21 protein-coding genes and 1 riboswitch are annotated in these 25046 nt (G+C 50.7%); of the genes, 5 read left to right on the plus strand and 16 right to left on the minus strand.

The genetic code is table 11. From position 1 onward, the window contains the following. Window positions 1-11 precede the first annotated feature (11 nt). Complete coding sequence (pfkB, locus tag CLFS41_RS10875; RefSeq protein WP_007867156.1) at window positions 12-914, minus strand: 1-phosphofructokinase; 903 nt, start codon at window positions 912-914, stop codon at window positions 12-14. A 215-nt stretch (window positions 915-1129) separates the two neighbouring features. Further along, window positions 1130-1984, minus strand: a complete 855-nt coding sequence (locus CLFS41_RS10880) for a MurR/RpiR family transcriptional regulator (RefSeq protein ID WP_007867158.1) — start codon at window positions 1982-1984, stop codon at window positions 1130-1132. A 243-nt stretch (window positions 1985-2227) separates the two neighbouring features. Here CLFS41_RS10880 and CLFS41_RS10885 point away from each other — a divergent pair, with 243 nt between their 5' ends. Continuing rightward, window positions 2228-2893 (plus strand): phosphatase PAP2 family protein, encoded by a 666-nt coding sequence (locus CLFS41_RS10885; RefSeq protein WP_007867160.1) that lies wholly within the window; start codon window positions 2228-2230, stop codon window positions 2891-2893. Between the two features lie 80 nt (window positions 2894-2973). On the opposite strand, the gene CLFS41_RS10890 is transcribed toward CLFS41_RS10885, so the two are convergent. Beyond that, window positions 2974-3993 carry a glycosyltransferase family 2 protein gene (locus CLFS41_RS10890; RefSeq protein ID WP_040417148.1) on the minus strand — a complete coding sequence of 340 codons (1020 nt, stop codon included), beginning with the start codon at window positions 3991-3993 and terminating at the stop codon, window positions 2974-2976. Between the two features lie 124 nt (window positions 3994-4117). Then, a complete protein-coding gene (locus CLFS41_RS10895) occupies window positions 4118-4570 on the minus strand; it encodes a CPBP family intramembrane glutamic endopeptidase (RefSeq protein ID WP_007867164.1) in 453 nt (150 codons plus the stop codon). A gap of 214 nt (window positions 4571-4784) precedes the next feature. On the opposite strand from CLFS41_RS10895, the gene arcC reads away from it, so the two are divergent. Then, complete coding sequence (arcC, locus tag CLFS41_RS10900) at window positions 4785-5714, plus strand: carbamate kinase (RefSeq protein WP_007867166.1); 930 nt, start codon at window positions 4785-4787, stop codon at window positions 5712-5714. Window positions 5715-5794: 80 nt separating this feature from the next. Here arcC and CLFS41_RS10905 read toward each other — a convergent pair whose 3' ends face one another. The 12 genes from CLFS41_RS10905 to CLFS41_RS10960 all read right to left on the minus strand — a co-directional run bounded on the left by CLFS41_RS10905 (window position 5795) and on the right by CLFS41_RS10960 (window position 21335). Next, entirely contained in the window at window positions 5795-6346 is a 552-nt protein-coding gene (locus tag CLFS41_RS10905; protein ID WP_007867169.1) for a DUF4367 domain-containing protein, read from the minus strand. Window positions 6347-6505: 159 nt separating this feature from the next. Continuing rightward, window positions 6506-7024 carry a CarD family transcriptional regulator gene (locus tag CLFS41_RS10910; RefSeq protein ID WP_007867171.1) on the minus strand — a complete coding sequence of 173 codons (519 nt, stop codon included), beginning with the start codon at window positions 7022-7024 and terminating at the stop codon, window positions 6506-6508. Window positions 7025-7169: 145 nt separating this feature from the next. Then, window positions 7170-7955, minus strand: a complete 786-nt coding sequence (locus CLFS41_RS10915) for an aldolase/citrate lyase family protein (RefSeq protein ID WP_007867174.1) — start codon at window positions 7953-7955, stop codon at window positions 7170-7172. 18 nt (window positions 7956-7973) lie between these two features. Further along, complete coding sequence (locus tag CLFS41_RS10920; RefSeq protein WP_045092295.1) at window positions 7974-8801, minus strand: carbohydrate ABC transporter permease; 828 nt, start codon at window positions 8799-8801, stop codon at window positions 7974-7976. Between the two features lie 6 nt (window positions 8802-8807). Beyond that, window positions 8808-9686 (minus strand): sugar ABC transporter permease, encoded by an 879-nt coding sequence (locus tag CLFS41_RS10925; protein ID WP_007867190.1) that lies wholly within the window; start codon window positions 9684-9686, stop codon window positions 8808-8810. Window positions 9687-9777: 91 nt separating this feature from the next. Next, entirely contained in the window at window positions 9778-11316 is a 1539-nt protein-coding gene (locus CLFS41_RS10930) for an extracellular solute-binding protein (protein ID WP_045092296.1), read from the minus strand. Window positions 11317-11539: 223 nt separating this feature from the next. Continuing rightward, complete coding sequence (locus CLFS41_RS10935) at window positions 11540-12778, minus strand: response regulator (protein ID WP_007867196.1); 1239 nt, start codon at window positions 12776-12778, stop codon at window positions 11540-11542. Next, window positions 12756-14582: a histidine kinase gene (locus CLFS41_RS10940; RefSeq protein ID WP_045092297.1), complete on the minus strand. Its 1827-nt coding sequence runs from the start codon at window positions 14580-14582 to the stop codon at window positions 12756-12758. The genes CLFS41_RS10935 and CLFS41_RS10940 overlap by 23 nt, the downstream gene beginning before the upstream one ends. Before the next feature lie 144 nt (window positions 14583-14726). Continuing rightward, the gene (gene carB / locus CLFS41_RS10945) at window positions 14727-17945 is read right to left on the minus strand and encodes a carbamoyl-phosphate synthase large subunit (protein ID WP_007867200.1); all 3219 of its coding nucleotides are present in this window, start codon (window positions 17943-17945) and stop codon (window positions 14727-14729) included. Beyond that, the gene (locus CLFS41_RS10950) at window positions 17945-19051 is read right to left on the minus strand and encodes a carbamoyl phosphate synthase small subunit (protein ID WP_045092298.1); all 1107 of its coding nucleotides are present in this window, start codon (window positions 19049-19051) and stop codon (window positions 17945-17947) included. The genes carB and CLFS41_RS10950 overlap by 1 nt, the downstream gene beginning before the upstream one ends. A 310-nt stretch (window positions 19052-19361) precedes the next feature. Next, complete coding sequence (locus CLFS41_RS10955) at window positions 19362-20612, minus strand: peptidoglycan-binding protein (RefSeq protein WP_007867203.1); 1251 nt, start codon at window positions 20610-20612, stop codon at window positions 19362-19364. 87 nt (window positions 20613-20699) lie between these two features. Next, complete coding sequence (locus CLFS41_RS10960) at window positions 20700-21335, minus strand: cytidylate kinase-like family protein (protein WP_007867205.1); 636 nt, start codon at window positions 21333-21335, stop codon at window positions 20700-20702. 216 nt (window positions 21336-21551) lie between these two features. After that, window positions 21552-21666: riboswitch (FMN riboswitch) on the plus strand. A gap of 299 nt (window positions 21667-21965) precedes the next feature. Between CLFS41_RS10960 and ribD the strand changes: the two genes are divergently transcribed. From ribD to CLFS41_RS10975, 3 genes are read left to right on the plus strand one after another with little or no spacing between them, the layout of a single operon-like run. After that, a complete protein-coding gene (gene ribD, locus CLFS41_RS10965; protein ID WP_040417150.1) occupies window positions 21966-23066 on the plus strand; it encodes a bifunctional diaminohydroxyphosphoribosylaminopyrimidine deaminase/5-amino-6-(5-phosphoribosylamino)uracil reductase RibD in 1101 nt (366 codons plus the stop codon). Then, a complete protein-coding gene (locus CLFS41_RS10970) occupies window positions 23051-23779 on the plus strand; it encodes a riboflavin synthase (RefSeq protein ID WP_045092299.1) in 729 nt (242 codons plus the stop codon). The genes ribD and CLFS41_RS10970 overlap by 16 nt, the downstream gene beginning before the upstream one ends. Before the next feature lie 21 nt (window positions 23780-23800). Beyond that, the gene (locus CLFS41_RS10975; protein WP_045092300.1) at window positions 23801-25003 is read left to right on the plus strand and encodes a bifunctional 3,4-dihydroxy-2-butanone-4-phosphate synthase/GTP cyclohydrolase II; all 1203 of its coding nucleotides are present in this window, start codon (window positions 23801-23803) and stop codon (window positions 25001-25003) included. Window positions 25004-25046: the final 43 nt, after the last annotated feature.

A 25046-nucleotide genomic window follows, 5' to 3' on the forward strand; every position in this document is an offset into this window, starting at 1 on the left:
CTCCTGCTTCATCAAAGTGTTTCAAACAACTTCATAATAAGGTCTTTTGTCCCGATCCCATCGGAAAACGCAGTGGCGCCTCCGCAGGCGGTCCCCAGTTTCAGCGCATGCCGGTAATCTCCGGTGTCCAGATATCCGGCGATGAATCCGGCCACCATGGAATCCCCTGCGCCCACGGAATTTTTTACCGTGCCCTTTGCAACAGCCTGTTTATGCACCTGGCCGTCCTCAGATACCAGGATGGCTCCGTCCTTTGCCATGGACACCAGCACGTTCACCGCTCCCATGTCCTGAAGCTTTCCCGCATACTCCACAATCTCCTCATCTGTGGACAGTTCTGTCCCAAACATCTGTCCCAGCTCATGGTTATTGGGCTTGATCAAAAACGGATGATACTTTAAGACATTGAGCAGCAGGTCCTTTTCCGCATCCACAACGATCCTGATCCCTCTGCCGTCCAGGCGTTCCATGATACGCTCATAGATCGTGTCATCAATGGCTGCCGGTATGCTTCCGGAAAGCACCAGCACATCCCCCTTAGTCAGTCTGCCCAATTTTTCAAAAAGTTTCCTCACATCATCCGGGGTGATCTGCGGCCCCATGCCGTTGATCTCACTTTCCTCATCGGATTTCAGCTTCAGGTTAATCCGGGACATTCCATTTTCTACCTTAATAAAGTCAGACCCGAATCCCAGCGCCTTTACTCCCCTCTCAATTTCCTCTCCTGTGAATCCTGCCACAAACCCCAGAGCCGTGCTTTCATACCCCAGATTTGCCAGCAGCGCCGAAACGTTGATGCCTTTTCCACCATAAAAGATGTTTTCCCTGACCGTCCGGTTGACGCTTCCCAGTGTGAAATGATTTACGGTTACCACATAGTCCAGTGCCGGATTGAATGTTACTGTGTAAATCATATATCACTTACCTCTCTATTCATGAAAATATATTTCTTTGTTGTCTTAATCATAATACGATATTGTATTTTCGTCAATAGTTATTTATAGGAAAATATATTTCTTATAATATTTCTACACAATGCACAAACAGGCTGCCTGTTTATGTAAAAAGCCGCCTGTTTTTTGTATATTATGTTCGATTTTTCGTTTGTATATTTACAATAATCCCCAAATCATCGTTTGTCCGGTGATATAGCCTTTTCATGGCGCCGTATATGTTCCACGGCATCCTTTTTACTTGACAGCAGCAAAAGATACAGGATCTCCATCACAGCGGTTGCCGTCACTCTTGAAAACCAGAATTCCTCGGTGAGCAGCTTCTCTCTGGTGGCTGTGACGATCTTATGATCACAGATCTCAGCCAGGGGAGAACTGCTGTTGTTTGTAATAAGGATCAGGGTACACCCATTTTCCTTTGCCCCTTCCGCCAGGGCCTGAAGCCGCTTGGAAGAACCGGAATTAGAAATGACCAGCACCACATCCCGGGGCCCCAGATTAAAGGCATAGGCCGCCTGCGCCTCCCAGATATCCCCGGCCACAGCCGCGATCCCCAGCTGGTTCAGCTTAAATGCCCCGTCCAGTGCAACGGGAATGGTATTGCCCACCGCGGCCAGCTGCACCATGCGGGCATGCTCCAGCTTGTCAAGAATCTGCTCCAGCTGGGTCACATCCATCATATTCACGGTCTCGGTCAGTTCAGCCACTTTATTGGCAAGGATATTCTGCAGGGACTGGGAAAGTTTGTCCCTGTTTATTTCATTGGACACATTTACATCCCCCCGCTCTTCCTCCAGCACCTCCCTGGCCAGAGCCAGCTTCAGGCTGTGAAACCCCTTAAACCCGCATCTTCTGCAAAAACGTGACACAGTGGCATCACTGGTGCCGCTGGCCCTGGCCAGTTCCCCCACCGTCATATCCACCACCTCTGCCTTGTGCTCCATCATATAATCTGCTATCTTTTTCTCAGCCTCAAAAAATCCGTCATAGGAGGAGCAGATAACCCCCAGCGCACTCCGTGTCTCTCCCATATCACATTCCGTCCATTCTGTGTAAATTTATTTCATGTTTTAAATATAGCACATAAAAATTAAAAATAAAAGTTGTTTTTCGTCATATATTATAATGCTTTCTAAAGCTTTATTAACTTTTTGGGAACCCCCTTGTTTTTCGATTTTAAGTGTGCTATAATCTCAGAACGCTAACATAAATTTAACACTTTCTTTACATTTGTGTCAAATTTATCCTTCCTTATTGAGAAAGAGGCTGGTATTATGAAAGGTATAAAAGCATTTCTTTACAAGTACAGGCACATGTGGGTTTTATCCTATGCATTTATCTATATCCCATGGTTTTGTTACCTGGAAAAGACTGTTACCCGCAACTACCACGTTATGCACGTGGCACTGGATGATTTCATCCCATTTAACGAATATTTTATTGTTCCCTATATGATGTGGTTTTTATACGTGGCAGGGACCATTCTCTATTTCCTGTTCACCAACAGGGAGGACTATTACAGGATCTGCATTTTCCTGTTTTCCGGCATGACCATCAGCCTGATCATCTGCACCTTTTTCCGTAATGGTACAGACTTCAGACCGGTACTGGAACCGGGCAAGAACATATTCACCACCATGGTGGCCGCTCTTTACAGGACCGATACACCCACCAATGTGTTTCCCAGCATCCACGTTTATAATTCCATCGGTACCCACATAGCTATCATGAAAAGTGAGTCCCTCAGAAAACGCCCATGGATAAGGGCATGTTCCGGCATACTGATGGTTTCCATCTGTCTGTCCACAGTCTTCCTGAAACAGCATTCCGTCATTGATATGATCGGAGCAGCTATCATGGCCTATGTGATCTACGGCATTGTCTATGGATACAACTGGTCTGCTGAAAGCAAGAAGGTCAGGGAAAAAGCCCTTGGTTAACGGCTCAGGGCATAACTATAATAAATGGCGTCCCCCAGGGGACGCCGTTTTAATTTCATAATAGTAACTGTTCAGGACACTCAGTTAAATCCATAAAACTTCTGTGTGATCTTATACCCCAGGATCAGGAGCTCCCTGCCGCCCTTTCCCGGAAGGTTGCATCCCTGTCCCAGGAATCCCAGCCGTAAGCGCAGGTACAGGGGCAGGTTCAGTTTCTTCAGATACTGCCACAGTTCCTTTTTCTTTTCCAGGTTTTCCTCCGTGCCGGACTTGATGGCAAGGACAGATGAAACCGTCATCATGATCTCCAGGTACTGTATCATATAATGGCGCAGCTTTCTGCTGCTGATCTTCATCACGTCATAATATCCCAGCATCAGCTTTGTGACCAGCAGCTGCTGGTCAATGCGTCCGATCATCACAGCCTCATTCACCGACTGGTCCTCCCTGCCGATAAAATAACGGTAAAAGTTCACATCCAGATAATAGATATTCTTCACATGGGGCAATGGCTGGTATACAAAAATATTGTCCACATAAAATGTATGCTTGGGCAGTTCCAGACCGCACTGGCGCAAAAGTCCTGTCCGGTAGATCACGGAATGCATCAGGATATATTGACCTGTCATAAAAAACTTGACCTCATTCCATCCAAACACCTTATCCTTTGGAAAGGCAGTGTGATACTTCATCACCTTTTTCCGCCTTGCTCCCTGCTTTTCATACACAAAATTGGTGACCAGCATGTCCAGGGTATCCTTGCCGTACACAAAACGGCGCAGTGTTTCCAGAACACTCCGGAACGCCTCCTCATTTACCCAATCGTCACTGTCCACCACTTTAAAGAAAATACCCCTGGCATTCTTAAGACCTGTATTCACCGCTTCTCCGTGTCCGCCATTTTCCTGGTGGACCGCGCGGCAGATATCGGGATATCTCTGTGCATATTCGTCTGCAATCTCTGCTGTCCTGTCCTTGGCGGACCCGTCATCCACAATGATGATCTCCACCTCGTCCCCGCCGGTAAGCAGGGTCTGGATACAATGTTCCATATAACGTTCCGAATTATAGCAGGGTATTGCTACGGATAATAATTTCACTTTTTCTCCTCCTGTTCCTTGCCCGTTATGGGCATTCCATGTCTTCACCGCAGACACCTGCCTGTACTGCACGCAGCATGTACAGTGCATGTCCTCCCGGACGGATGAGGGCATGTCCTCTCCATCACAGCCCAAACACCACCAGGGACGCCAGGTTCGCTGCCCCGTGCATGAGCACTGCCATAAGGTATTTCCTATAAATGCTGGTCTCATACCCCCATGCCAATATCATTCCGATCGTGAACGCGTAAATGCCCTGGATCCAGTTTCCGTGATACAGCCCAAACGCCAGGGCTGAAATAAGGGAGGAAGACCAAAATCCCATATAACCTCTGAGCCAGCCGTAAAGAAGCGCGCGGAATATAAGTTCCTCTGCCAGGGGCGCGGCTAACAGCGTGGATGCGAGAAACCGGATTCCATGGAGGGATGCCGGTTCCATGGCTGCCTCGTAAGCAGCCAGGCTGCTCTCCGGCCACGGAATGACCCTTACCAGCAGGTTCCCAGCCACGGCAGCAGCTGTTATTAATGCTATGCGCAGCTGCCATCCCTGGGGCAGCAGCTCTCTTCCATCCTTCATAACCGCCTGTCTTCCTGTTTTCATTCTGCTGACAGTATAGCATGACTGTATGGGATTTGCCACTATATTTTATCTCTTTTCATTGCATTTTTTCCCAATTTCCCCTATAATAATCTTATTTATACAACACATTCAAAGCAGTATATCTACTGTGCGGATTCTCTTTGATCCGAATCCGATGTGGATTGAAATAAAGACAAGCGAGGTATGGATTATGGCAAAAAAACGCATTGTAATGGCCATTGGCCACAAAGATTTGGGAACCAATCTTCCGGAGCAGAAGGCGGCTGTGGCCAGAACTGCCAAGGTCATTGCTGATTTTATACAGGAGGGATGGCAGGTAGCCATCGTGCACAGCAACGCCCCTCAGGTAGGCATGATCCACACTGCCATGAATGAATTCGGAAAACAGCACGATGGATACAGCAAGGCCCCCATGTCGGTCTGCTCCGCCATGAGCCAGGGCTATGTGGGCTATGACCTGCAAAACGGCATCCGGGCTGAGCTGATCAAACGCGGAATCTATAAACCAGTCAGTACGGTCCTGACCCAGGTCACCGTGGATCCCTATGACGAGGCTTTCTATACTCCTGTGAAGGTGATCGGCCGTGTGATGACAGCAAAGGAAGCTGAGGAGGAAGAGGCAAAGGGCAACCATGTAAAGGAAGTGGAAGGCGGGTTCAGAAGGATCGTGGCTTCCCCTCATCCCATCGCTATTGTGGAGATCGATGCCATCAAGGCCCTGCTGGACGCCGACCAGCTTGTGATCGCCTGCGGAGGCGGCGGCATCCCTGTGATGGAACAGGGCTATAACTTAAGAGGCGCCAGCGCTATCATTGAGAAGGACCTGGCCACCGGTCTTCTGGCAAAAGAGGTGGACGCCGATGTGATGATGATCCTCACCAGTGTTGAGAACGTAACCCTGAATTACGGGACAAAGGACGAACAGCCCATCAACCGCATGACTATTGATCAGGCCAAGGATTACATCAGCCAGGGACAATTTGAATTTGCATCCATGCTGCCCAAGATAGCTGCATCCGTGGATTTCCTGGAAAGCGGAAAGGGCCGCAAGGCCATCATCACCACCCTGGACAAAGCCAAGGAAAGCTTGAAGGGAAATGGCGGAACCGTCATTGAATAATTTCGGCGGATAGGATCTGCGGATATTAAAAAACTGCTAACTGTGAAGACTCCGGTTAGCAGTTTTTTACGCTCTTGAGATTATTTTTCATTCACAGCATCTGTCCCCATATTAATGATCTCCTTTGCCATGGCAGTCATCTCATCCTTTGTAATCCCCCGGTTGACATCCATCAGACTGTAATAAATATCATTCTGGAACCAGCCCAGATAATTTGCGTATTGCGTGCTGTAATACAGTTCTATATCACCGTATGTTGAAACCGATGCATTTTCCTTTACAGACTGGCCATCGTATGGTTCTGCAGAAAAGGAAACTGTTTTTGCGGTATCCTTATCTGACGTATATTTGAAGCTGATCCCCATCCTCTTATTGGCAGCAGAGCTGCTTACATCACCATCATATGTTTCTGTTATGGTCCCGGATGAAAACTTGAATCCTCCGGCAAGCATCTCCGGCACCTTTGGTTCAAAACCAACATCCTTTTTGAGAGTTTCGGCATCCGGTATCTGAGCGTAGTTGTTGGCAGAGCTGGAAACCGATACCATGGTCTGGGAAGCGGCATAACAGGGAACTGCATTCATCAACAGCGCACCTGTCGTACACAATAGGGCAATCTTCTTTATCCTCATCTTTATTTTTTCTCCTTTCAGCTTTTTATGAACATGAGTATATCAAAGACTTGTCTAAAATTCCTCTATTTCCCCACATAAAAACAGCTCCCTTCCATGTAAACAGTTTGACGATCTCAACTGTTTACCGGAAGGGAGCCTGGCTGCGCCCTATTTTCTTTACCCTACTGCCGGCGTCTCCGCCAGCACACGCCCCTTAATATAGTCCACCATCTCATCCCGGGACATTCCCAGGGACAGGGCCAGTTCTGAATACAGATTTTCTTCCGCTGTCTTAAAATACCGCTCGTCCAGGTCCGTCATCTTCTTTCCCTGTTCGATCCTGTCCTTTCTGCGCAGGTATAATGCCTTTATCATACTGACCCATACACGGCAGTCACAGGTTTTTAATGCCTCCTTATACCGTTCTTCCCTCTGCTTGTCTTCCGTCACTTCCATCTCCTGCACATCCTGGATCCTGTCGATCAATTCAAGGGCCTCTTCCCGGGTAAGGAGCGGCCTGATCACGGTCTTGTCCGAATCCACCGGGGTGACGATCTTGGAATCCTGATGATAATAGGGCCTGAGAACATAATAGAGCTTGCCCTGTGGTCCGCCAGGCCTGTCTATGGTTGTGATATCCATGACCTCACAGACCCCTCTGATGCCGTAAATGATATACTGGCCTTTTTCAAACATATTTTTACCGCCTGCTTCCCTAATTTTATAATATTTATTGTAACACTAAAACCAGGTCGATGTCAGGCGTTTTTTGACGATCATTTTATTTTCATTCAATATGCCCCATGCGAGGGTGGCTGTCTTTGTGCACATTTTCCACTATTCATGCACAAGGGGAGCTGCCGAACACGGTTCTGATCGTATCCAGAGTCTGCCTTGCCCCGGAAAGGATATAGGAATAATCCATTCCAGAGGACAAGATGGTCAGTCCCCTGTCATACCAGAATTTCAGTGTTTCCGGATCAGTGGAGCCGGTGGATATCCCAATAGGTACCTGATGCCTCCCAGCCGTCTGCACCGCTTCATCAATGAGCTTTAAATTCCGTTCATCAAACACCTGGTTCAGGATCCCAATGGAGCCGGACAGATCGCAGGCTCCAATGATCACCCCGTCTATATATGGGTTGCACAAAATCTCATCCAGATTCCTTACTCCTTCCTTGCTCTCTATCTGTATCAGCCTGCACAACTCCTTATGGCCTGTGCGTATGTACCCGTCCATGTCCTCCAAACCGTATTTGACAGCCCTGATGGGACCAAAGCCCCGCTTTCCCTCCGGAGGATAAAGACAGCTTTCCATGGCTTGTCTGGCCTCCTCAGCCGTGTTGATCACAGGGAATACGATTCCATCCGGCCCCTGCTCCAAAACGCGCTTTACAAGTATGGGATCGTTCCAGGGTACTCTGACAACAGCCGGTGTCCCCCCGGCCCGCACTGCCATAAGGTGCATCTCCAGGGTCCTGTAGTCAATGGCCGAATGTTCCGTATCGATCCAGATAAAATCATAATCCAGATTGCTGACGATCTCAGATATGCATGGGTCTGTGAGGATCACATGCGCCCCTGCCAGCGGTTCATGGTTTTTCAGTTTTTCTTTTAAGATGTTCATTTTCTTCTTCCTTTCACGCTATTCTTTAACTGCGCCCATTGTAATGCCCTGGGTAAAATAATTTTGGAATATTAAAAACATGATGCACAGGGGCAATGCTGCATATACAGCCCCCGCCATGGTAAGGCCCGAATCCGGGTTCTGCTCATTCTGGGTGGACGCCACCCCCAGCTGAATGGTCTTTAGTTCGTCTTTGGTCAGCTGGATCAGCTGCCACAGGTAATCGTTCCACACCTGGATAAACATCAGGATAATAAGGGCCGCGATCCCGGCCTTTATCAGGGGAACGTAAATTCCGCTGAATATGTACCACTCCGATGCCCCATCCATCCTGGCCGCCTCCCTCAGGGCATCCGGAATGGACTCAAAATGCTGCTCCAGCAAAAAGATCCCAAAGGACAGGGCCACATTGGGCAGAATGGCCCCCGCGTAACCGCCGCTGATCCCCAGCTTCTGGGTCACCTTAAAAAGAGGGATGATATACACCTCCTTGGGCAGCATCAGGGTGGCAATGAACAGCATAAACAGGACCTTCTTTCCCTTAAACTGCATTTTAGCAAAGGCATAGGCAGCCAGCACGCTGGTCAGAACGATCAGCGCCGTGGTGACCGTTGATATGAATACCGAGTTAAACAGCCAGCGCAGCGTATTGCTGTTGGAGAACAGATTTACATAGTTCTGCAGTGTGGGATGTTTGGGAAACCACTCCGGTACCATGTTATTGATCGCATGGGAGTACTTAAAGGAACTGCTTAAAAGCCAGTACAGGGGAAAATAACTGATGACCGCCCCAGCCACGATCAGGCAGTTGCTGATAAAATCAAAGGAACCCTTTCTCTCTTTCATCTTAACCTACCCCTTTCTCCGAAACAGCTTAAACGGTACCAGCGAGATCATGAACGTGACAAGAAACATCACCACTCCAATGGCAGATGCCCTGCCCTGGTTAAATGATTTAAACGCCTCGGTGTAACACAGGTACATAAGGGAGGAGGAGGCGTAGTTCGGCCCGCCGCTGGTCATGACATTGACAATGACAAAGACCTTCATCACCCCTATGATGTTGATGACCACCAGATAAAGTGTGGTAGGTTTCACCAAGGGATACACAATGGATTTAAGGATATCCACCCTGGAGGCGCCATCGATCCTGGCCGATTCCATTAGCGTTGTATCGATCCCCTGCATGGCGGCCACATACAAGACAATTGCCTGCCCAACATTCATTACGCAGATCAGCAGGATCAGCACATAGAGAACGTATCTGTAGTCCCCCAGCAGGTTTAGGTCATGGATCCCGAATTTGCCAAGTATGTAATATACGATTCCAAAGGAGGGGTTCAACATCCATTTCCAAATGGTACCGTATACCACCATTGAGATGATCGTGGGGATATAATAGCTCCCCCTTATAAAAGTGATGTAACCCGCCCTTTTATCAAATACGGACGAGGATATAAAAAAACCAGCCCCCACGGTTATAACAGTGGTCCACAGGACCATGACCAGCGTGTTTCCCACGGCCTTGTAAAAGATCGGATCTGTAAACAGGGATCTGTAATTGTCCAGGCCGCAGAATGTTTCATCAAAAAAAGAAACGTCAAACATGCTGAGGCGGAATCCCTCTATCACCGGATAGACCAAAAACAATCCAAAGAACAGCAGCTGTGGTGTGATGAACATGTATGCCACTGCATTTTCCTTTAATATCCTGATATTTCTCTGAGTCATTGTGAACAACCCTTTCCTGGTGTCTGAGCAGTCCTGCCGACTGCGTTTTGGCATAAAAAGGGCAGGGAAAAGTCCCTGCCCACAACTTTTCTCAAGGATTCAGTATGACGGAACGCTTGGCTGCCTTGGAAATCGCTTCATTGGCGGACTTCACAAACTGGTCCAGCGCTTCCTTGGGAGTCTTCTGACCTGTTAGGACTGCCTGGATCTCGGGGAAATAATAGGAACGCGCTGATACATATCCCGGCACCCTGCCTGTGATGGAAACCATATGACCCAGAGCCTCCGATGCCTCTACAATATGGATATCCTGGTTCCCGTCCTTAAGCTCCTGCAGCTTTGACTGGCGGACAGGGATCAGCACCTTGGATGCCTCTGTATAAGGTTCGGAGCAGAAAAACCGGACAAACAGCTTGGAGGCAATGGTTTCCGCCTCATCCCCTGTGTTAAATATGGCCCCTCCCTTTACATAAGAAAGGCAGTAGGGATCCGTCTCCCCCGGCTCATTGGGATAGTAGGCCCATTTGAATTCAAAAGGTTCTTCAATGGATCCGTTTTTAAGGCCTGCAACCAGGTTATTGTAAGTCAGGTTGTTTAAGGTGACCACGGCCAGGTTCTTGTTCAGGAACATCTGGTAGACATCCCCGTGGCTCAGCGTCTCCCCTCCCGGGGCCAGCAGTCCCTCGTTCTTCATCTCCACGATCAGATCCAGGGCCTTAACGCCTTTTTCATCATTAATGGTAAATTCCGTGCCCTGGTCATTGACAAATTTCCCTCCATACATGCGCAGCAGCATGTTGGTAAAGGAGTCACCCTGCTGGCTGTTGGCAAACACAGCAAAGGGATAACAGTTGTCCAGCCCTTTTACCGCTTCCAGGGCGGATTTAAATTCCTCCGGAGTCCACACGCCTATGTCTCCCTTGGGAAGATAGCTCTCAGCCCCTGCTTCCTTAAACAGGCTCACATTGATCCCCATCATCCCCACCTCTGCGCTGAATGGGAAAATATACGTCTTTCCCCCCAGTTCCAGGCTGTCCCAGACAGATTTGGGTATGTCCGCCCTGTCCTCCTCTGTAACAATATCATCCAGAGGGACCATAAGGCCTTCATGGACATAATCACTGAGGGCAAAATCCGATTCGTAGTACATATTGGGCAGGGTGCCCGACTGTATGGCGATGGCCAGCTTCTCCGCTCTCTGGGAACCGTCAATGAGGATGGGATTGACTTTGATGTTGGGGTATTTAGCCTCAAACTCTGATTTTACAAAGTTAAAAAAGTCAAGGTAATCTCCGCCTTCCACAGATGAATCATATACCCCTTTCCAGTCCGGGCCGGTCCAAAGCTCCAGCTCTATCTGTTTGTCCGCAATCTGGGCATACAGTTCATCCATCACCTTCTGTCCGTCTGCGTCCTGTACCTTCCCCGGATCTGCGCCTGCCTGTTCCTTTGTCTCCTCCTGCGGGCCCTTTGTCTCCTGTCCGGCGTTTGTCTCCTGTCCTCCTGATGCAGGCGCCACTGTTTCCGTTCCCGCGCCTGTGGCCGGTGCCTTCTGGCTGCTGCCTGCGCATCCCCCAAGAAGTCCTGTAAGCATACTTCCCGCCAGCAGCAGTGCAAGTCTCTTCCTCATAGAATGTAACCTCCCTCTCTTTGATGTTATGTTAGCTTTTTGATATGACTAAGTATAGCATTCTGTGTAATTATTACAATAAACTGATTTTGTATTCCTAATATCATTTCAATGTGCACAAAAATAAAGATAGTACTTTTTTTATATTTAGTACTATCTTTATTTTACCCGCAGCGGACAAGGAGGCGGATGCGCCCTTGTCCGCTGTGGGCATCATGCCTGTTTATCCCTTTCTGTATTCCATTGGCGTTACTCCTGTAATCCGCTTGAAGATCCGGTTAAAATAATAGCTGTTCCGGTATCCCACCATTTCCGCGATCTCAAAGATCTTCAGATTGGTCTCTTTCAGAAACTTCTTTGAGTGGTGGATCCTCAGGCACATGAGATAATTGGAAAAAGTAATGGTCAGGGCCGTGTTAAACAGAAAGCTGAAATAGGAAGGATTGAGATTTACCAAATCTGAAATCTCATTCAGCGTCAAATCCCGGTTATAATATTGATTCATATATTCCAGAGACCGGCGCACTGCCGGGGGATACTGGTCTGCATACTCCCTCTTCCTTGTATTTCTGAAAACCTGGTATACCCGGGACCACTGGTCGCCGGCCTGTCTTTTGTCCTCATGTTCATCCGCCGGACCATGCCCCTCTTGTTCCAGAGCATGCTGCAGGGCCCTGCGGAGTCCGTTGGGGTGGTTCTCCATGGTCCCCATATACATACAGGCATTTATATTCAGTATGTCATGGAGCACGGTCCTGCACCTGCCGCACATTTGACGCAGCATCCGCTGAAACTCATCCAAAGTCCTGTTGTTGGAGAAAACCACAATGCCGTATGCCATATCGTCCAGCTTGATGCACCATGTGGTAAACACTTCATTGAACAGGTTCTCCACAACATGTTCCACCGCCTCCCCTGACAGTTCTTCCTTTCCTTCCTGCACATATTTCAGGCACACACACGTGACCAGGCAGTCTCCTCCCCCCACCTTCCAAAGTGCGTCATCCTCCTGCATTTCCCCTGTCTGGGACAGATAGTCTGATAAAAGCAGCTTTACAGGCCTCGATTTCTCCCGGCTTTTCTTTTCCTTTGCAATGCTCTTTGCAGCTTCATCCAAGGCTCCCATGAGGGATTCCTCTGTCATGGAGAGTTTCAGCACGTAATCCGAGGCCCCCTGCTTCATGGCCTCCCTGACCAGTTCAAACTCACTGTAGCTGCTGAGGACAATGATCCCCACAGGCATTTTCCTTCTTTTTATCTCCTTTATCAGCTGGATGCCGTCCATCTCAGGCATCTTGATGTCCGTGACCACAATGTCCGGCATTTCCTTTTCCATCTCCTTCAGGGCCGCCTTACCGCTCCCGGCACTTCCGGCATAGGTGTATATCCCCCCTGATCGCTCCAGTATGGACTGGATTCCCACCCGGATTATCATCTCATCATCTACCACCAGTACCTTCATCTGTGTGTCCCCTCTCCTCGTACTCCTCCGGAATATGCAGCCTGACCGCTGTAAAATGTTTCCTCCGGCTTTCTATTTCCACCCCGTATTCCGCGCCGTAGATCAGCGTGATCCTGGAGTGGACATTGGAAACCCCGATCCGCCCCCGCTTACCCACTTCGTTTTCCTTTAGTATCCTGTCAAGAATGTCCCGGTCCATTCCCACCCCATTATCCCATACGGAAATGACGATCCCCCGGCTGTCCCTGTCAATGGTAAGCCGTATCTCCCCCGGCTCCTCCTTTGGGGCAATGCCGTGGAAGATGGCATTTTCCACAATGGGCTGCAGGATAAACCTGGGCACATAACACTGCAAAAGCCCCTGGTCCCCGCAGCTGGTTTCCAGGCTGATCTTGTCCTGGTACCGGATCTTCTGTATGGTGAAATAATGGCCCAGAATCTCCAGCTCCTCCTTAAGCCGTACAAATTCATCCACCCGGCTGTAGGATGCCTCCAGTATGATCCCCAGGGAATTTACCATGGATTCGATCCCCCTGGCTCCCTGAAATACCGCCATCCACTTGATGGAGCTTAATGTATTATAGAGAAAATGCGGATTGATCTGCATCTGCAGCATGGAGATCTCCAGCTTTCGTTTCTCCTTTTCCTTTCTCCGGTTCTCCTCCATCATGGACTGGATATCCTGCTCCATTTTATAGAGGTTCTGGTACAGCAATTCAAACTTCTTTCCTCCCGGACCAATGGAATGGCTGTAGTTAAAATCCCCCTGGGCAATGTGGTTGATCTTTACGATCACTTCCTCAATGGGCCTGGTGAAGCTGTTGGAAAATTTAAGAGACAGCACAAAGGACAAAAGGATCAGTCCTATGATCAATGCCGCTGTCACATAGAGGAAATGGCTTTCCTGCCGCACCACATTCTCCAGCTGGATCACACGCACCAGCCAGAGGTTGGAGGCGGATGACTTCCTGTACACCACCAGTCTCCCGTTCATGGACTGGATCCTGGTCTGCCTGGCATTAGACCGCTCCAGCTCAATGGGCTCCATATCCAGGAGATTCATGGTAGTGCCGCTGTCCCTGTTGATAAAATCCTCATCATCCGAGTACACGATCTGTCCGGAGGCATCCACCAGGTAGCTGTGTGTGTCGGAGTCTGAAAAAGGATGGTATTCCTCCCCGAAAAACAAGCTGGGGCTAATGAACACCACCATATCCCCCAGTATCTCCATATCATCGGAACGGCAGATTTTTTTATAAATGGGCACAATATATTCCGTGGGCGCAGCCACCCACACATGGGGGATCCTGGTGAAATTTTTCTGCATCTCCCACCAACAAATGGCCCCTGTGGTATCCATGCTCTTCCGGTACCACTCCGTACCCTCATAGTCCTCTTTATCAATCAGATATGATTCAAATCCCTTTCTCACCTTCAGGCCGTTATTCCCCTCGATATGCAGGACGCTGATGTACTTTTCTATGGGCTGCATATAATTTTCCAGAGTCATGTAAAAGCGTGAACTGGACTCGCTGAAGGTGTCGGCCTGGGATTTTGGAACCTGCATCATAGCCTGCAGATTGCTGTCATTTGAAACCTTGAGGATCAGGTTTTCCAGCAGTGAAAGATTGGAGTCCACCAACTGCAGCTGGTTTTCCAAAAACAATTTCTGGTCCTTTTGGACCCTTTCATAGATGGTCCTGTCCATGACCGAGTAAAGGATGATCCCCAGAAAAATCAGGATGACCGTTGAAGTGATAAAAAAATATGTAAACAATTCTTTTTTAAGCGACCACCATCCCAAAGCCCCCGCCCCCTTTGTCAGAATTCTTCCAATAATTCTATTCTAATGTGAAAATTCATCAAAAGCAAGACCGTTATTTTTCCGTAACACAGAATACACAAAAGCCACACCCGGCCCATTGCCGGATATGGCTTTTGATCATTCCTATGCGTTCTTTACCATGGCAATATCGATCAGCGTAAGCTCCCTTGCCCGGTTCTCCAAACTGGTAACCAGCGCGGCTGCCGTATCCAGGGATGTCAGCACGTTAACCCCTGTCTCAATGGCATTGCGGCGGATGATGAAGCCATCGTGGCTTCGCTCCGCTCCCTGCGCCGGGATATCGATGATCAGGTCGATCTGATGGCCCAGGACCAGGTCCAGGATATTGGGTGACTCCTGCTCCAGCTTGCGGATCTCATAAGCCTTGACACCGTTCCTATTCAGGGTTCTTGCGGTTCCCCTGGTGGCAAAGATCTGGTAACCCACTGCCGCGAACCTGCGGGCAATATCCACCGCCTCCTCCTGATCGCTGTGGCGGATGGTCATGATCATCTTTTTGTACTTGGGAAGACGGATGCCCGCTCCCTCAAATGCCTTGTACAGGGCCTCGTTAAATGTCTTCGCAATGCCCAGGCACTCGCCCGTGGACTTCATCTCAGGTCCAAGGCTGATATCCGCGCCCCGGATCTTCTCAAATGAGAATACGGGCATCTTGATGGCAATATAGTCAGCCGCGGGCTGAAGTCCCGGCTTATAGCCCAGCTCCCGGATGGTGTGGCCGCAGATGATCTGGGTTGCCAGGGGCACGATGGGGATCCCCGTTACCTTGCTGATATAGGGAACCGTACGTGAGGAACGTGGATTCACCTCGATAATATACACATTATCCCCGTCCACAATAAACTGGATGTTGATCATGCCCTTTACGTGGAGCGCCCTTGCCAGCTTTTCGGTGTAATCCACAATGGTGTCGATATTGTGCTGTGTGATATCCATGGCCGGATACACGGAAATACTGTCACCGGAATGGATTCCCGTGCGCTCAATATGCTCCATAATGCCTGGGATCAGGATGTCGGTGCCGTCACAGATGGCGTCCACCTCGATTTCCTTGCCCATGATGTATTTATCCACCAAGATCGGATGCTCCTGCGCGATCATGTTGATGATGCCGATAAACTCATCAATGTCCTCATCGCTGATGGCGATCTGCATACCCTGTCCGCCCAGCACATAGGACGGGCGCACCAGCACGGGATAACCCAGCTCATGGGCCGCCGCTTTGGCCTCCTCCGCCGTGAATACGGTGCGGCCTGCCGGTCTGGGGATATTGCACTGCTCCAGGATGGCGTCAAACAATTCCCTGTCCTCCGCAGCGTCCACATCCTTTGCAGCTGTGCCAAGAATGGGGACTCCCATTTTCATCAGAGCCTCCGTCAGCTTGATGGCCGTCTGTCCGCCGAACTGCACCACCGCGCCGTCCGGTTTCTCTATATCCACAATGCTCTCCACATCCTCCGGTGTCAGCGGTTCAAAGTACAGCTTATCCGCAATGTCGAAGTCCGTACTTACGGTCTCCGGGTTATTGTTCACGATAATGGTCTCATAGCCTTCCCTGCTGAAAGCCCAGGTGCTGTGCACGGAGCAGAAGTCAAACTCAATGCCCTGTCCAATGCGGATGGGACCGGAACCCAGAACCAGAACCTTTTTGCGGCCCTCTGTCTTCTCCGCCTCGTTGAAGCTTCCAAAACAGGAATAATAGTACGGCGTCTCTGCCGCAAACTCAGCCGCGCAGGTGTCAACCATCTTGTAAGCTGCGCGGATGTCATTTTCATAGCGCTGTTTTTTGACCTCTTCCTGGGAAATGCCGGTCAGCCTTGCGATCACGTTGTCAGGGAACTCGATCCTCTTGGCCTCTTTGAGAAGCTCTGCAGTCAGCTCAGACTTTCCTTCACCCACTGCCTTCAGGGCATTTTCCATCTCCACAAGGATCGCCAGCTTGTCGATAAACCACACATCGATCTTGGTAATGGCGTGGATCTCTTCATAAGAAATGCCTCTGCGCAGCGCTTCCGCAATCCTCCAGATCCTCATGTCATCCACCTTTTCCATCTGCTCCCTAAGCTCACTGTCGGTGAATCCGCTGAAATCGTAGGACAACAGGCAGTCCACATGCTGTTCCAGGGAACGGATGGCTTTCATCAGGCCGCCCTCAAAGTTGGTGCAGATGCTCATCACCTCTCCGGTGGCCTTCATCTGGGTTCCCAGGGTGCGCTTGGCGCTGATGAATTTATCAAATGGAAGCCTTGGCATCTTGACCACACAGTAGTCCAGCATCGGCTCAAAGCTTGCGTATGTTTTTTTTGTAACCGCGTTCTTGATCTCATCCAGGGTGTAGCCCAGGGCGATCTTGGCCGCCACCTTGGCAATGGGGTATCCGGTGGCCTTGCTGGCCAGAGCGGAAGAACGGCTCACACGCGGGTTTACCTCGATCACGCAGTACTCAAAGCTGTCAGGGTTCAGGGCGTACTGCACATTGCAGCCGCCGGTGATCCCCAGCTCGCTGATAATGTTGAGGGCGGAGGTACGAAGCATCTGGTACTCCTTGTCCCCCAGTGTCTGGGAGGGGGCAACCACGATACTGTCGCCGGTGTGCACGCCCACGGGATCGATATTTTCCATATTACAAACCGTGATCACGTTACCGGCGCCGTCCCGCATCACCTCATACTCGATTTCCTTCCAGCCGGCAATGCAGCGCTCCACCAAAACCTGTCCCACACGTGAGAGACGGAGGCCGTTTTCCAGAATCTGGGCACACTGTTCCGGATTCTGGGCAATACCGCCGCCGGAGCCGCCCAAGGTATAGGCGGGACGGAGCACCACCGGATATCCGATCTGCTCCGCGATCTCCAGACCGCGTTTTACATCCTCCACAATGTCGGAGGGAGCCACCGGCTCGCCGATCTTCTCCATGGTTTCCTTAAACATCTCGCGGTCTTCCGCTTTCTTGATGGTCAGCGCCGTGGTTCCGATCAGGCGCACATTATGCTTCTTAAAAAAGCCCGCGTCCTCCAGTTCCATGGCCAGGTTAAGCCCCGCCTGTCCGCCCAGGGTGGGCAGAACGCTGTCCGGCTTTTCCTTTAAGATCAGCTGCTCCACCACTTCCACGGTCAGTGGTTCAATATAAACCCGGTCCGCAATATCCTTGTCCGTCATAATGGTGGCCGGGTTGGAGTTTAAGAGCACAACCTCCACTCCCTCTTCCTTTAAGGAACGGCAGGCCTGTGTACCCGCATAGTCAAATTCGGCGGCCTGTCCGATGATGATCGGGCCGGAACCGAGTACAAGAACTTTGTTAATATCAGGATTCTTTGGCATCAGTTTTTCACCTCCATCATTTTCAGGAAACGGTCAAACAGGTATCCGGAATCCAATGGTCCGGGGCAGGCCTCAGGGTGGTACTGAACCGTGAAAATGTTCTTGCCCACGTATTTCAGCCCCTCGTTGGTGCCGTCATTTACATTCACAAACGCCGGAACCGCAATCTCCGGGTTCACCTTTTCCATGTCGACCACATAGCCGTGGTTCTGGGAAGAAATGTAAACTCTTCCTGTCTCCAGGTCCTTGACCGGATGGTTTCCGCCCCTGTGTCCGTATTTCAGTTTATAGGTGTCCATTCCGTTGGCCAGAGCCATGAGCTGGTGTCCCAGACAGATGGCGAAGATCGGAACATCCGATGCATAAAGTTTCTTTATTTCCTCAATAATGGCCGTGTTCTCCTTGGGATCGCCGGGGCCGTTGCTGAGCATGATGCCGTCCGGGCAGGCTGCCAGCACTTCCTCTGCCGGGGTATCCGCCGGATATACGGTAACCTCATAGCCAAGGCTGTTTAAGGAACGGGCAATGTTTTTCTTTGCACCGTAATCCATAAGAGCCACCTTTTTCCCCGCGCCCGGGAAGCTGCCGCCGGGGGCTTCACTGTGTCCCGGAAGCACATACTTCTCCTTCGTGGAGGTTTTCAAAACAACACCGGTGACGCTGTATTCCTTCATGCGCTCTGTAGGCTCGCTAAGATCGGTATACTCCTTTGTGGTGATCATACCGTTCATGGTGCCTTTTTCTCTTAAAATTTTGGTAAGGGCTCTTGTATCGATACCGCTGATACCGGGAATGTCATGTTCTTTTAAGAAGTTCTGGATGGTATCCTCGCTACGGAAGTTGCTGGGGATTCTTGATAATTCTCTTACAATATAGCCGTCCGGCCAGGGTTTTGCTGATTCCATGTCTTCATGGCAGATTCCATAATTGCCAATCAGGGGATATGTCATGACTACTGCCTGTCCCGCGTATGACGGGTCGGTCAGCACTTCCAGATAACCGGTCATAGATGTGTTAAACACGATCTCACTGATCACTTCACGCTGGGAACCAATACTTGTCCCGGTGAATACAGTTCCATCTTCCAGTATGAGGTATGCTTTCATATGGGGGTACCTGTCCTTTCCTATGTGTTTGCTGTTGGGCCGCAATAACGCCAAAGCGTGTCTGAACAATGCTTACTGCACACTTTAGCCCAAATTGTAAAGATTATACTGTATTTCGATTTATTATTCAATAGCTTTAAAGGCTAAATTTTTTTGTCTATGCCAAACAGTTTTTCAGGAATCATTTCCATCCCATCTCCCGCAAAATGATCAGGCAGGGCCTTACGGCATTCTATCCATGCCATATGCCCTGCCCGGTCCTCATCTGATCTTATGCTGTTCTCATCCTCTTTTTATCCTGGGAGCGCCCCTATACCAGTTCCGCGATCCTGGTGATTCCCACATAAATATGCGATATCCTGTACCAGGTGGCAAAGTCCACCACCCCGGTCTGGGGCAGGCCGAATATGGACTGGAACTCCCTGACCGCCTCCGCTGTCCTTGGCCCGTAGACCCCGTCAGGCGTCACCCTGGGAATTGCGGTGTAAACCGTGGCAATGGTATCCAGCTGTTCCTGCATCTGCCTTACCTTATCCCCTGAGCTTCCGATGGTCAGGTCATTCCCCGGCCAGGAGGCGGGGATCCCTGCAATCTGCTCCGCCGTATTGATATAAATACTGCTGCCGTAGAAATGCCGCAGGATCTCAATGGGGCTGTACCCCTGCTCTCCCAATGAGCAGGATCCCCACTGTGTCATCCAGTTAGGGCACTGCACCTGGCGCCCGTCACAGTACTGGGTGAGGATGGGCTGGCGCACTCCGGGTCTGGACAGATAACTGTCAAAGATCTCATCCACGATCTGTGAAATGCTCTCAAATATGTTCCTGCCATAGATCCATTTGTGGTCAAACGCAGTGGAGGAAGTGATGGTAAAATCATATCCCTGGTTCCTGTACCACTCCGTATACACACGGTTTAATGTAAAGGACATGATTGCTAGCACATTGGCCGTGATGGTGGCCCTGGGCCAGGTGGAGTAGATTTCACTGGAGGCCACGTTCTTTATGTAGTCTCTGTACGGTACGTAGTAATCCTTGGCCGTACTGTCCGTGGGCGCCCCGTCATGGACCACAATGGTCTGGGGGACCACCACACGGCTTAACACAATTTCCCCGCTCTCGTTCACGGGTTTGATCTCAGCCTCCGCGATCTTGGGCGGATAGTCCCCGTACAGCGTATGGTCCGGAATTACAATCGGGTCTTCGGGAGGAGTTCCCTCACCCTGGGGAGTCATGCTCACAGGCTGGATCGCAGTGGATTCAGCCAATATCTCCGTACCCGACACCACAAGGGGATCAAATCCATCCGCCTCCACTGTAAGGTTGTATTCGGAATAGGGCTGGATAATGCCCGGTTCCAGGCTCAGTTCCACCGGAGGGGCGGGTAGGGATACGGTCTCTGTCTGCCCTGAACTGTTGGTCTGAAGCTGTTCTATGGCGCTGGTAGGCTCTCCCTTATAACTGATTGTCACCCTGGCATTTTGAATGGGGAAGTTGTTCTGGATATTGACTACATTGATCTGCAGCATTCCACTGGATGTCCGTTCTGGATTGGTTGCCATGTAATACCTCATAATTTCTTATCATTACCTAAATATAATATGGCCTTTCTTATTATATGCATGTCCTGTGCATAAAAGTTTGACACCCTATAGCTCATATCCCCGTATTTTAAGATACGCCTTGACCGCCCTGACCGTCCCTTCCGTTCCCAGCACGGCTGTATTCAGCATCACATCATAATTCTCCATATCCTGCCAGTCCTGGCCGGTATAATACCGGTAATAGTCCCGGCGTTCCCGGTCGATCCTCTTGATGTTCTTTTTGACATCCTTTTGATCAAAATATTCTTTTTCCGTTATACGCCTGACGCGGTAATCCATGTCCCCGTAAAGGAACATCCGGACCAGCCCTTCCGTTCCCTCCAGCACATAATCGGCGCACCGCCCAATGAACACACAGTCCTCCTCTGCCGCCAGCTTCCTGATAACTTCCGACTGGAAGCGGAACAGATTGTCCGCTGATACCAGGTCCGAGCCCAGGGAGGGGGATCCGATCTCCGGTGTCATGCCCTTTATGATCTTGTAGAGCAGTTTATTCCCCGCCTTTTCATCTGTCATGTAATAAAAGCTTTCCTTGATACCGCTTTCATCCGAATCCATGCGGAGGATATTCTTGTCGTAAAAACCCAGTCCCAATTCCGTTGCCAGCTGCCTGCCGATCTCACTGCCGCCGCTGCCGAACTGCCTGCCAATGGTTATTATCAGTTTTTTTCCGTCTTTCATATGCCCATCCTCCTATTTTTTTTGCAGGGAACCTTTCTCCTGTACTGATACGGACTCCTTCCCTGGTTCTATTATACCACTGAACCCAAAATATGTATCACAATTGATCATGGGATACGGAGTGAAAAATCTTTATAAAAAATCTTTATAGAAATCTCCCAAGAAAAATATCTTGACAGATCCGGTTTACCTGTCTATAATTACATTCAATTGAATCAATATCTTCAGGGCAGGGTGCAATTCCCTACCGGTGGTACAGCCCACGAGCCGCGAGGCATGATTCGGTGAAACTCCGAAGCCGACAGTAAAGTCTGGATGAAAGAAGATAGGATGGTTGGATCTGTTTTATTCAATGGATCCATACCTGTTAGAATGTTTAACTGCCCTGGAATGATTTTATCATTTCAGGGCTTTTTGGATTGCGGATCCGTCCGGGCGGCATCATGTCCGTTCTTTAATGTCATATATGAACGGAACCCGCCATCTGCCAGCTATTTGATTTCCAAACATTCCCAGTTCCTGTTCTACACGCCCTGAACCTTTGTTCAAGGCGTTTTTTGTTTTCCATAAAACAGATCCCCCATACAACCCAACCACAGATTTGGAGGTGTTTTAATGACAGATGTAAAAATGACAGATGAAGAATACATGGGCCTTGCCCTGAAGCTGGCCCAAAAAGGGGAAGGCCGGGTGAATCCCAATCCACTGGTGGGAGCGGTTATTGTCAAGGACGGGATGATCATAGGCCGGGGATACCACCGTGAGTACGGCGGTCCCCACGCGGAACGGGAGGCCCTGGCTTCCCTGACCCGGACGGCCCGGGGCGCCACCCTCTACGTCACGCTGGAACCATGCTGCCACTGCGGAAAGACTCCCCCCTGTACGGATGCCATTATGGAAAGCGGCATAAGCCGCGTTGTCATAGGGACCGCGGATCCCAATCCCCTGGTGGCGGGAAAAGGGATCTCCCTCCTTAACAGCCACGGGATCCAGGTGGTTCAGGGCGTGCTTGAAGCAGAGTGCATTTCCCAGAATCAGGTTTTCTTTCATTTCATCCGCACAAAACAGCCTTACGTTGTGATGAAGTACGCCATGACCATGGATGGAAAGACAGCCACCTGTACGGGACGGTCCAGGTGGATCACCGGAGATGAGGCAAGGATGCGGGTCCACAGGGACAGGAACCGCTACAGCGCCATTATGGCAGGTGTGGGAACCATCCTTAAGGACGATCCCCTTCTCACCTGCCGTCTGCCGGACGGCAGGAACCCTGTGCGGATCATCTGCGACACACGCCTTCGCACACCTGCCACTTCCAGGATCGTATCCACCGCCAGGTCGGTCAGGACCATTCTGGCCACCTGCCGTACAGAGGAGGATATAATCCGTCCCTATGAGGAAGCGGGCTGCGAGATCCTCACCCTGCCTCAGGCGGATGGGCATGTGGACCTGGCCGCCCTGATGAAGCGGTTGGGGGAAATGAACATTGACAGCATCCTGCTGGAAGGAGGGGCCGCACTTAACTGGTCCGCACTGGATCAGGGTCTGGTACATAAAGTCCAGGCCTATGTGGCGCCCAAGCTGTTCGGAGGAAAGGACGCTCCATCCCCTGTGGACGGAAAAGGCGTGGGAGCTCCCGGACAGGCTTTCTTCTTAAAACAGCCCCGTATCACGGTGCTGGGAGACGATATTTTACTGGAAAGCGAGGTATCCGCATGTTTACAGGCATAATTGAAGAAACCGGCGCCCTGAGATCCATGATCAAAACCCCCGCCTCCTGCGTTCTTCAAATCGGCGCAGCTCTCATCCCTTCCGGCAGCCGGCAGGGGGACAGCATTGCGGTAAACGGCGTATGCCTTACGGTCACATCCCTGTCACAGGACAGCTTCAAGGCCGATGTCATGCATGAGACAATGGCGCGGTCATGCCTGGGGGATCTGAAAACAGGAAGTCTGGTGAACCTGGAGAGGGCCATGGCTGCGGACGGGCGGTTTGGAGGCCATATTGTGTCGGGACACATTGACGGCACCGGAACCATTTCCATGATCCGGCAGGACGGGAACGCGGTTTGGTATACCGTGGAGGCGCCGCCGGGCATTCTGCTCTATATCGTGGAAAAGGGCTCCATTGCCATGGACGGCATCAGCCTGACCGTTGCCCGGGTCACGGACCATGATTTCAGCGTATCCGTGATCCCCCATACCATCCGCCACACCACCCTTGGTGCAAAACGGGCCGGCGACAGGGTAAACCTGGAGAATGACTGTGTGGGAAAATACATTGGGAAACTTCTTGGCGCCTCATCTTTTTCCCAGGACAAGGTTTCCCGGGCCGGCTTCACCGGCCCCGGCGGCCCCCAGCCCAACATCTCCCGGGCCGGCATTTCCCAAAGTCATTGTGCCGGAACGATCACCAGAGATTTCTTAACAAAATATGGATTTTAATTCTCAAAGGAGGTAAAGTATATGTTTCAGTTCAACACAGTGGAAGATGCCCTTAAAGACCTGCAAAAGGGCAGGATCATCCTGGTAACCGACCATGAGGACAGGGAAAATGAGGGGGATTTTATCTGCGCCGCCCAGTACGCCACAACGGAAAATGTCAACTTTATGGCAGTACACGGCAAGGGGCTGATCTGCATGCCCATGAGTATGGAGCTCTGCCGTAAACTGGAATTTCCCCAAATGGTGGCGGACAATGGCGACAACCACGAAACCGCCTTTACAGTATCCGTGGACCATGTAAGCACCACCACCGGCATTTCCGCGGCCGAACGGGGGGCCACCGCCCGCTTCTGCACGGATGACCATGCACGGCCCGGGGACTTTCGCAGGCCCGGCCATATGTTCCCCCTGATGGCCAGAAAAAACGGGGTCCTGGAGCGGGAAGGCCACACGGAAGCCACCGTGGACCTGATGCGTCTGGCAGGTTTAAAGGAGTGCGGCCTGTGCTGTGAGATCATGAAAGAGGACGGGACCATGATGCGGACTCCGGAGCTTATGGACCTGGCCCGCAAGTGGGGGCTTTCCTTTATCACCATCCAAGCCATCAAGGATTACCGCAAGCAGCACGAATGCCTGGTGGAATGCATGGCGGTGACCAGTATGCCCACCCGGTACGGAGATTTTAAAGCATATGGCTATGTGAACCGGTTAAACGGAGAACACCATGTGGCTCTGGTAAAGGGGGAGATCGGGGACGGGCGCGGCCTGCTCTGCAGGGTCCATTCCGAATGCCTGACCGGCGATGCATTTGGCTCCATGCGGTGCGACTGCGGCCAGCAGTTTGCCGCTGCCATGGAGCGGATCGAAAAAGAGGGGCGGGGCATCCTGCTGTACATGCGCCAGGAGGGGCGGGGCATCGGCCTGATCAATAAACTGAGGGCCTACCAGCTCCAGGACCAAGGCATGGATACCCTGGATGCCAATCTGGCCCTTGGATTTGACGGTGACATGAGGGAGTATTATATCGGAGCGCAGATTTTAAGGGATCTCGGGGTAAAGACCCTGCGGCTGCTCACCAATAATCCGGATAAGGTCTACCAGCTGTCCGGTTTCGGCATGGAGATCACGGAACGGGTCCCCATCCAGATCGAGGCAACGGACCATGACATCTTTTACCTGAAAACAAAGCAGAAACGCATGGGACATATCCTGAACTACAGGTAAGGAAACATACACTTTTGAACATAAAAGTGTACTCTCGGAGACT

The organism is Clostridium sp. FS41, assembly GCF_000954015.1.
In the GTDB taxonomy this organism is placed as follows: Bacteria; Bacillota; Clostridia; order Lachnospirales; family Lachnospiraceae; genus Enterocloster; species Enterocloster citroniae.

What these genes read in the sequence shown, in the direction of transcription:
- pfkB (WP_007867156.1), bottom strand. Translation starts at nt 914, where the DNA reads ATGATTTACACAGTAACATTCAATCCGGCACTGGACTATGTGGTAACC.
- CLFS41_RS10880 (WP_007867158.1), bottom strand. Translation starts at nt 1,984, where the DNA reads ATGGGAGAGACACGGAGTGCGCTGGGGGTTATCTGCTCCTCCTATGAC.
- CLFS41_RS10885 (WP_007867160.1), top strand. Translation starts at nt 2,228, where the DNA reads ATGAAAGGTATAAAAGCATTTCTTTACAAGTACAGGCACATGTGGGTT.
- CLFS41_RS10895 (WP_007867164.1), bottom strand. Translation starts at nt 4,570, where the DNA reads ATGAAGGATGGAAGAGAGCTGCTGCCCCAGGGATGGCAGCTGCGCATA.
- arcC (WP_007867166.1), top strand. Translation starts at nt 4,785, where the DNA reads ATGGCAAAAAAACGCATTGTAATGGCCATTGGCCACAAAGATTTGGGA.
- CLFS41_RS10905 (WP_007867169.1), bottom strand. Translation starts at nt 6,346, where the DNA reads ATGAGGATAAAGAAGATTGCCCTATTGTGTACGACAGGTGCGCTGTTG.
- CLFS41_RS10910 (WP_007867171.1), bottom strand. Translation starts at nt 7,024, where the DNA reads ATGTTTGAAAAAGGCCAGTATATCATTTACGGCATCAGAGGGGTCTGT.
- CLFS41_RS10915 (WP_007867174.1), bottom strand. Translation starts at nt 7,955, where the DNA reads ATGAACATCTTAAAAGAAAAACTGAAAAACCATGAACCGCTGGCAGGG.
- CLFS41_RS10920 (WP_045092295.1), bottom strand. Translation starts at nt 8,801, where the DNA reads ATGAAAGAGAGAAAGGGTTCCTTTGATTTTATCAGCAACTGCCTGATC.
- CLFS41_RS10925 (WP_007867190.1), bottom strand. Translation starts at nt 9,686, where the DNA reads ATGACTCAGAGAAATATCAGGATATTAAAGGAAAATGCAGTGGCATAC.
- CLFS41_RS10930 (WP_045092296.1), bottom strand. Translation starts at nt 11,316, where the DNA reads ATGAGGAAGAGACTTGCACTGCTGCTGGCGGGAAGTATGCTTACAGGA.
- CLFS41_RS10935 (WP_007867196.1), bottom strand. Translation starts at nt 12,778, where the DNA reads ATGAAGGTACTGGTGGTAGATGATGAGATGATAATCCGGGTGGGAATC.
- carB (WP_007867200.1), bottom strand. Translation starts at nt 17,945, where the DNA reads ATGCCAAAGAATCCTGATATTAACAAAGTTCTTGTACTCGGTTCCGGC.
- CLFS41_RS10950 (WP_045092298.1), bottom strand. Translation starts at nt 19,051, where the DNA reads ATGAAAGCATACCTCATACTGGAAGATGGAACTGTATTCACCGGGACA.
- CLFS41_RS10955 (WP_007867203.1), bottom strand. Translation starts at nt 20,612, where the DNA reads ATGGCAACCAATCCAGAACGGACATCCAGTGGAATGCTGCAGATCAAT.
- CLFS41_RS10960 (WP_007867205.1), bottom strand. Translation starts at nt 21,335, where the DNA reads ATGAAAGACGGAAAAAAACTGATAATAACCATTGGCAGGCAGTTCGGC.
- ribD (WP_040417150.1), top strand. Translation starts at nt 21,966, where the DNA reads ATGACAGATGAAGAATACATGGGCCTTGCCCTGAAGCTGGCCCAAAAA.
- CLFS41_RS10970 (WP_045092299.1), top strand. Translation starts at nt 23,051, where the DNA reads ATGTTTACAGGCATAATTGAAGAAACCGGCGCCCTGAGATCCATGATC.
- CLFS41_RS10975 (WP_045092300.1), top strand. Translation starts at nt 23,801, where the DNA reads ATGTTTCAGTTCAACACAGTGGAAGATGCCCTTAAAGACCTGCAAAAG.